Here is an 8,250-nt window from a genome sequence, read left to right as displayed (position 1 = left end):
AAGCTACTTCGTAGAGGAACATGGAAAAAGCATGCCTGGAGGTGAGAAAGTGAACACCGGTTAAGAAGTTGACCTGGCCGCTGTAGGGACAGAGAGACAAGAGAACATGGACGAGCAAGTCCGCTAGACCGACACCAACACCAACTTCGCAGGTCCGCGACGCTCGACGCCACCGAGCGGACGCGGGCTGCCGCGACGCGACCTCACGGCTCGCCACCGTGAACGTAGTCGCGGCGGGACTCGCCGCGTGCGTCGAGAGGCGCTGGCGCGGTGGGGATGGGGGCTGGCCCGATGAGGGCCTTCTACCCACTGGATGCTTTGAACGTGGGCGACCCGGACAAGGTGCCGCGCGGCATGGCGCGCGGTGCTGGTCGGCAGCAAAGTGGTGACGTCCCAATGGGGGACTAATCCACCCTGCGGGGGGATTCGGCGACGGCCCAACGCAGGCCCGGCGGGGGAGCTGGTGAGCAGTAATGTTCGCCGGCGAATAGCTCAACCCGTTAAAGGCCCGCCCACCAATGCGGGCGGCCAAAGCACTCCACACGTGGGAAGCAACCGGGTGAGGCAACAGAAAGCGGGCAGGCCCGAGAGCCTGAGGCAGCGGCGTACCGAAACCCTGCTGATCCGCAAGGATAGCAGGGGAGTAAGGGGGAGCTTCCATGTTCTGCCCCGCAGCGCGCCAAAGCGCTGCACAAGCCGTTTAGCTTAGAAAGGCGACCGCAGTCTGTTGCCAGAGCTGCCGACTAACGGGGGAAGGGCCGAACGGCGCGCCGACTTTGGTGCGTGCGAGGTCCGGGAGCTTGCGCAAGTAGATCCCCTTCAGGGGGCGCTGGACTGCGTGGGCAGTGGTTCAGCGTTGGCTGCACGGGAGTGGCGACCCGTGCACAATGGCCAGTCGAAAGCGCAATCCGTAGGCGATTGTTGGTGTTGGGGCCAGCCCCGATGAGGGGCTGGCTGGCCTGGCGGCCGTCCCTTTTCATCTTTTTCAAGTTCACCGGGAGGTGACAGGATGGGGACTCGGTATCTGGCGGCAAGCTGGCAAGGACTCGTGCAGTATGTCGTTTATCTCGTTAGTAGGGGTTATTATTTCTACCATATAACGTACTTTCCATTAAAAAAGAAAGATAAATACGAGGAAATAGACCGTAAATTGATAGGAAAATATAAAACTAACCTTTCAAAATTTCAACGTTATAGAAGGAAAGCCAAGGGCTTGGCAAACTTCGTGTATGTACGATGGCATAACATTGCAATTATTCTGCACACTTTGGGCGAGATCGAGGAGGGCATAACGTACGATGATCGTTTCTGCGACATCCGCGAAAGACCGCTTGAGATTCGCATTAGTGACCTGACTGCGCTGGTGATCCGGATCGTTGATGGCCGCGTGACGGTACGTTTGTCGCGGGAAACCTACGAGGGCCTCCGGATCGTGCTGTACGAGACTGCAAAGACAAAGGACAAGCAACTGATGCTGAATGAATTCCGCAAAATCGACGCTTACCCGTCTTGGGCTGGGATATTTGAACAGAAGCGAAATCTCGCCCGTTATCTGGTCAAACAGGCACGCCGGAATGAAGTCAAGCTGACGCTGGGGGAGGTGCACATAACGCGCAAACGTACGCCGGTTCAGGTGTTTGCAGAGCAAGACAATATGAGCACAACATCGGTGTGAACATCTGGCAGGCCAATAACCATTTTGATAGCATTAAAAACGAGAAGACGGCCCAAGGTTTGGGGACCGGCCGTCTTCCCACGAATAGGGTGAGGTACACCTTCTTCAATTGTGGCGTGTTCATTATACCACGATTTAGACACGCCGGGGAAGGGCCCTCACCCTGTGAAAAACCGGGAGGAGGGCTTTTATGTTTGCAGCAAACGCAGCACAAACCATCGACATCGCAGCCGCTAGAGCACGGAGACAACGACTGATCGCCGAGGCGCGCAAACTTTCTCAGTTCAGCAGCGTAGCGGCGTTTATAGCGACAATCAACGCCTTTATCTCGGCATACGGTGCGTATCTGCGGCCGTGCGAAATGGCCTATGTTCACTTTCTTGCACAGCGGGCACGCCTTGTACCTGGAGTTGTTTGGGCACGGACAGCAAGCATCGCTAAGGAAATTGGTTTTAGTGTCAGCGCTGTTAAGGCCGCTCAGCGGCGATTGGAGCGCGAGTTCGGCTTGATCAAGCGCATTTCCCGTCGCAAAGTGGACGGCAAGCAAGGAAGCTCATTTACCGTCGTTCAACCGCTGGACAAGCCTCTGAAGTGCCCTCTGTACGATCCCGAAATGCCGCGTCAGAACAGGGATTTTGGGGCATTTTCGGAGGCGAATAAAGAGGTTAATAAGGATGAGGTAAACAAGAGAGAAGCAAAGAACGTTCAAGTAACGAACAACGTTCAAGGTCAAACAAAAGAGCTTCAAAAGGACCAAAAGGGCAGGGACAGAGGAGCACGCGGTGTACCCCAGAGGTTTGCTGTGACTGCTATGCAAAACTATCTGCCGGCAAGAAAGCTTTGGAGCAGAGTGCGGTTGGCGGCGCGGCGCATGGGCCTTGATCCGACTACTGATGACGTGGTTCAAATAGCCGCAAAGACGCTGCAGGCCAACCTGCGCAGCCTGCGTGCAGGCAAGGTGTACGGCGATTTTGCGGGGTACTTCTATTGCTCGATGATCCACCAGCTTGCCGTGTACTGCCGCCGCACCAACGCCAGCATTTACGATTGGCTGAGCGCGTCAAAGGCTGCTGACGAGGCCACCGCGGCCGCGCAGGAGGTTGCCACAGCCATGCAGGAGATGGCGGCCGCCGTCGCGCACCAGGAGCGCATGGAGGCCTCCGGCGGCTATGAAGAACGGCAGGAGCGCCGCATTGCCGACGATCCGGAGCTTTTGGCTTTGCTGATGGAGCTGGAGGCACGCAAGACCGCGATGTGACAAACAAAAAGACGGCGCACAGTGCTGCACGAGGCCGATTTTTTGCCGTCAAAACCAATCGATAGGGGGAGAGCGAATGAGCGATTGCTGTGCCGTTGGAAATGGAAAACCCGTTGCGGCGGTGTTGCGGTGCCCCCAATGCGGTCAGGAAGGGAAGCCGATTGGCCTGGTAACGCTCAAGAGCCTACTTCGCCCGGAGGCCCTTGAGCGGTTGGATCCGCAGACGGCCTATGCGTTTTGTGCCGCACCACAGTGCGACGTGGTGTATTTTGCAGCCGATGGTGCGCCCTTTCGCACCGCCGATGTGAAGGTTCCGGTTTACCAAAAGGACCCGGGCGAAGACGTGCCGGTGTGCTATTGTTTCGGGTGGACACGCCGGCGCATTCGCGACGAGCTCGCCCAAACGGGCAAGAGTACCGCTTCCGCCACCATCGCTGCCCATGTGAAGGCGGGCCGCTGCGGGTGCGAGGTGAACAATCCGCAGGGGGCGTGCTGTCTCGGCAACGTGCAGGCCGTGGTGCGCCAGTGGAAAGCCACGTTGCCATAAAGCGTGGCCGCCAACGGGGAAACCCGGCCCCCTTTGGCAGTTTCCTTTTTCCAGACACCGGCGGTGTCAAGAAAAAACAGGCAGGACATCCTGCCTGTTTGGCAGGATGTCCTGCCATGTTCATTACATTGCCCGTGCACCACAGGGAAGATGAGCGGGTCGAAGTTGCCGAGCGAAAGGTTTAGGTCTCCTGGCTTTCCAAAGAAGGTGCCGATTTCACTCGCAAGAGACGCAACCCGTTTAAGGTCACGAGAATGGTGGCCCCCATGTCGGCAAGGATGGCCAGCCATAGAGTGAGCCAACCCGGGAACACCAAGAGAACGGCGAGGAACTTCGTGATCAGCGAAAAGGAGATGTTTTGCTTGATGACCCGAACGGCACGGCGTCCCAGGCGGATGGTGAAGGGTAGTTTGGACAGATCGTCAGCCATGAGCGCGATGTCCGCCGTCTCCAAGGCCGTATCGGTTCCGGCGCCGCCCATGGCGATGCCTACCGTTGCGGATGCCAGCGCCGGGGCGTCATTGACGCCGTCGCCAACCATGGCCACCTTCCCGTACGCATCCCGGAGCTGTTTGATTTTCTCCAGCTTATCATGCGGAAGCAGTTCAGCGTGGTATTCGTCGATCCCCACCTGCTTGGCGATCGCGGCCGCAGTCGTGGCGTTGTCGCCGGTTAGCATGATCGTTTTTTCGATGCCCGCCTGTTTCAGCGCCCGCACGGCCTGAACACTCTGTTCCCTCACCTGATCAGCTACTGCAATGAGCCCCACGAGTTCGTTTGGCGTCCCCAACAGCATAACGGTCTTCCCTTGGCGTTGCAGCGCGGAAATCTGATTTTGCACCGCGCCGATGTCACCGTGCAGTTCTACAAACAGGCGAGGGTTTCCGATGTAGTAGGTTTGCTCGTCGACACGCCCGAACGCCCCTTTCCCGGTGATGGCCGAAAACTCGTCGGCCGGCTTCACCACCAAACCGTCCTCTTCTGCTTTTTTGACAATGGCTTTTGCCAGCGGATGTTCCGACAGTTTTTCCAGGCGCGCGGCTATGCCCAGCACATCTTGCTCCGTTCGATCTCCCAACGTCACGACATCGGTCACTACCGGTTCACCTTTTGTCAAGGTGCCGGTTTTGTCAAAGGCGATTGCCTTCAGGTTGCCGACCTCTTCCAAATAGACGCCGCCTTTGATCAACACCCCGTGTCGGGCAGCCGCCCCGATGGCTGAAACGATGGCCACCGGTGTCGACACGACCAGAGCGCACGGGCATGCGACGACTAGGAGCGCGAGCCCCTCGTAAATCCAGTGACTCCAATCCGCGCCAAAGAATAGGGGCGGAACAAGGGCAACGCCGAGCGCGAGAACCATAACGACTGGTGTGTAATATTTGGCAAACCGGTCAACAAACGCTTGTGAGGGAGCACGCTCGTTTTGCGCTTCTTCCACGAGATGAATGATCTTGGCGATCGTCGTGTCCGCAACCAATTTTGTTACGCGGACCTTGATTGCTCCTTGCTGGTTTAGCGTTCCGGCGTAAACCGAATCGCCGACCGTCTTGTCGACGGGCATGGACTCCCCGGTGATGGCAGCTTCATTGATGGATGATGTCCCCTCGACAATCTCCCCGTCCGCCGCGATCTTCTCCCCGGGCTTGACCAAGATGATGTCCCCGACAACCAGGTCTTCCACCGGAACGACAATCTCTTGGCCGTCGCGGAGAACGGTGGCTACTTTCGGCGCGATTTCCATGAGCGCACGGATCGACTGGCGAGCTTTTTCCATCGAATAGGACTCCAGCATCTCACTGACGGCGAAGAGAAACGTAACCACTGCCGCTTCCTTCCACTCGCCAATCAACAGCGCCCCGGTGATGGCCACCGTCATCAGCACGTTCATGTCAAAGTTGAGTCGAATCAGGTTGCGCGTGCCTTTACGCAGCAACGAATGTCCTCCCACCGCGATCGAAGCGAGCAAGAAGCCCTTTCCGAACGGTTCTGGCACGATAAATGCGGTTGCCAAGGCCAGAAGCGAAAGCCCGGTCGTTAGTGCTTTGCGGTTCGACGCCCAGAAGGACTTCGTGGCGGTAGGTTCAGGAGTTCCAACGGGATGCAACGTCACATCTTCAATCTTTTTGACCTCTCTCTGCAGTTCTTCTGTGGAGATCGTCCCCAAAACTGTCAACTTTGATGCCGCAAAATTCAACTTTGCTTCTTTAACGCCAGGCAACGCCTGGACGTGCCGCTCAAGCTTGGCGGCACAGTCCATTCAAGTCAAGCCCGTTAAGCGGTATTCCCTCTTGATCTGCGCCGCTTCCGCCACGGTTATTCTCTCCCTTCAACAATGGTTAGCGCTTCTTGGATCAACCGACGAACCTCAGGGCTTTGTAACCGGTAAAACACCATCTTTCCTTCACGGCGGTACGTCGCGAGCCCCATGTTGCGGAGCAACCGCAAATGGTGCGAAGCCGTGGCCATCGAGGAGCCGATTATGGCGGCCACGTCACAGACGCACAGTTCGTCCTCCAATGTAAGGGCATAAGCCACTTTTAGTCGGGTTTCGTCGGACAAGACTTTAAACAGCGGAGCAAGGTCTTTCACGCGATCAACCGTTTGCCGCAATCGGCTAACCTTCTCCGCATCGTACATGAACACGTCGCACGTATCTGCCCTAGTTCGATTGGGATATCGGGAAAAATGTGCGTCGTTTAGCCGCTCACTTGCCATGCGACCTCCTCCTTAATAAAACGATAAAATAATCGTTTCACTGTTAGTATAATGTTTTCCCGATACAACGTACAACCGTTGGTTTGGGCAGCCACACCGACAAAGGGGGCCAAGTTCCCCCTTTGTTGGTTTCCATTTACTTCCTAAACGTCCCATAATCTACGCTGTGTTAACTGTAGCGGTGATGGTCGCATCCGTCGAGGGCGATTTTCGGCCGTTTTCGGCGGTTTTGGCTGATTTCCACTTGGGCGAAACAGGGGCATTTTGACCATTATTGCGGGAAGGTCAAACTCATGATAGCTCCGTTTTTCTCCGTTTTTCTTGGTTCTCCGTTTTTCCGTCCTAGCTGTTTTACCTAAACAGTTTCCGCCACCATGGTTTAGCGCGTTCTTCGGCTAGTTCGGCCTTTGTCTGTTCGAGTTCACGGCGCACCGCTTCTAATTGGCGTTCAAGTTCGGCAATCCGTCCGTCCGTCTCGTCCTGCTTTCGCACCAGTTCCTGCACCGCTTCGTCAATCTCGGACATTTTTACAGATAGCTGTGCCGTTGTTTGTGCAACCGCGAACACTGCATCGCGTGGTTGCTGTTCGCGTTGCATCTGGAGCACGCGCTTCATGTCTTCGATGGCTTCGTCAACCGTTACCGGAAACCCGCGCTCGGCCAGGATTTCGAAGATCTGCACCTTGTGGTAGCCTTGCTCTCTCAGTTCTTTGATGGCCTTCAGTACGTCCACGGCTTCGGGCTTATAGAAGGTGATGGCTCCTTGCTTGACCTTGGGGATGTAAACGTGGAATTCAATGAGCCAGTCCGAAATTGTTGACTTCGGTAGGCCCAGAATCTCCACAAGGTCTTTTTTACGCAGCAGTCTCGTCAATCCGTAGCACCCCCGATTGTTTGCCGTCTTTTCGTTCCGTCCTTACGTCTTTGCTTAAATCGTCTGTCGCTCGTCCATTTCGTCCATCCGTTTTTAATTAATCCGTCCGTCGTCCGTCCTTTCCGTCCTTGCGTCTTGTTCCGTTCGTCCACCGCTCGTCCTTTCCGTTTTCCCGTCCTACGCCCGTTTTTCCTGCCGATCTGTCAGGAATGATGGAATGACAAACTGTCACACCGTGCGCGTCAAAGGCGCGATAGCGGCGCGAAGCGCGTACCCTTGACGCGCCTCTTGCGGCGCACAATGTGGTTACAGGGGCGACGCCTTCGCGCGGGCGTCGCCCCTTGGTGACCAGATTGCGCGGATACGGTGGCTGTGGAGGCCTCCTGGTGGTGGGTAAGGTGGAGGCGGCCAGAATGAAAGCGCTTTATTTTGACTTCTGAGCGGTTTTCTTGGTGGGGGGCTAATATCTACCACAGATCGAGAAGTGTGGTATAATGTGGCCAGGAAAATCCTGCCCCGATGAAGTGAGTGAATGAGGGCAGGTCGGCTGAGGCCACCAGTCGCGGGCTCCAAGCGCCTTGGTGCATGAAGGAGTGGCCCGCACCATGACGCGCAGGGGAGCAGGTACGGTCGAGGCCACCGACCGGATCAGGCTGCAAGCGCCTTGGCACATAAAGGTGTGGCCCGTGCCATGACGCGCAGGGCAGCAGGTAGCGATCGAGGCCACCGATCGCACGAGCTGCAAGCGCCTTGGTACCATTAGGAGTGGCCCGGTACCATGACGCGCATGGCAGCACAAAAGGCGGCTGCAGCCACCAGCCGCGATTGCCGCAACGCCTTGATGCTGTAGTGTGGCGTGGTATCAATGGCGTATGGCGGGCCTGAAAAGGCTTCTCCTAACTGGGAGAAGCAGGAACTGTGAACCAAAAGGGCCTTTTTGTGCCTTTGAACGGCACGAGGCGTAAATAAGGAGAACGAAAAACCCTTCTTGCGCACTAAACGGGTGCGCGAGAAGGGTTTTGTTTTTGCACAAAAAGTGGTGTCTGTCTGTCCCTAAAAGTCGATGCTGTGTTGTTCTCTCACCTGCTGCGTGAACACAGCGAGTGAGCTGGACAGCGCGATCCCAGAAGCGTATTGGAAGTATATACCAAAAGAAGGCAAACTCTACGAGGCAGCAGC

General features: G+C 56.4%; 6 protein-coding genes. 3 read left to right on the top strand and 3 right to left on the bottom strand.

Annotation, left to right across the window (positions count from 1 at the left end; genetic code table 11):
* The first annotated feature begins 1,009 nt into the window (after positions 1–1,009).
* From ACYQ0Z_RS00070 to ACYQ0Z_RS00060, 3 genes are all read left to right on the top strand, one after another.
* Positions 1,010–1,675 (top strand): hypothetical protein, encoded by a 666-nt coding sequence (locus ACYQ0Z_RS00070; RefSeq protein WP_459863178.1) that lies wholly within the window; start codon positions 1,010–1,012, stop codon positions 1,673–1,675.
* A 190-nt stretch (positions 1,676–1,865) separates the two neighbouring features.
* On the top strand, positions 1,866–2,933 hold the full coding sequence (locus ACYQ0Z_RS00065) for a hypothetical protein (RefSeq protein ID WP_459863176.1): 1,068 nt from the start codon (positions 1,866–1,868) through the stop codon (positions 2,931–2,933).
* Positions 2,934–3,009: 76 nt separating this feature from the next.
* Positions 3,010–3,480 carry a putative iron-sulfur cluster-binding metallochaperone gene (locus ACYQ0Z_RS00060; protein WP_459863174.1) on the top strand — a complete coding sequence of 157 codons (471 nt, stop codon included), beginning with the start codon at positions 3,010–3,012 and terminating at the stop codon, positions 3,478–3,480.
* Positions 3,481–3,661: 181 nt separating this feature from the next.
* On the opposite strand, the gene ACYQ0Z_RS00055 is transcribed toward ACYQ0Z_RS00060, so the two are convergent.
* The 3 genes from ACYQ0Z_RS00055 to ACYQ0Z_RS00045 all read right to left on the bottom strand — a co-directional run bounded on the left by ACYQ0Z_RS00055 (position 3,662) and on the right by ACYQ0Z_RS00045 (position 7,071).
* The gene (locus tag ACYQ0Z_RS00055) at positions 3,662–5,794 is read right to left on the bottom strand and encodes a heavy metal translocating P-type ATPase (RefSeq protein ID WP_459863172.1); all 2,133 of its coding nucleotides are present in this window, start codon (positions 5,792–5,794) and stop codon (positions 3,662–3,664) included.
* 2 nt (positions 5,795–5,796) lie between these two features.
* A complete protein-coding gene (locus ACYQ0Z_RS00050; protein WP_459863170.1) occupies positions 5,797–6,198 on the bottom strand; it encodes an ArsR/SmtB family transcription factor in 402 nt (133 codons plus the stop codon).
* Between the two features lie 351 nt (positions 6,199–6,549).
* Positions 6,550–7,071, bottom strand: a complete 522-nt coding sequence (locus ACYQ0Z_RS00045) for a MerR family transcriptional regulator (RefSeq protein WP_459863168.1) — start codon at positions 7,069–7,071, stop codon at positions 6,550–6,552.
* Between the last annotated feature and the right edge of the window lie 1,179 nt (positions 7,072–8,250).

This window comes from Calditerricola yamamurae (assembly GCF_054654135.1).
Note: the sequence above shows the minus strand (reverse complement) of the source record. Positions and strands in the feature narration are given on the sequence as shown.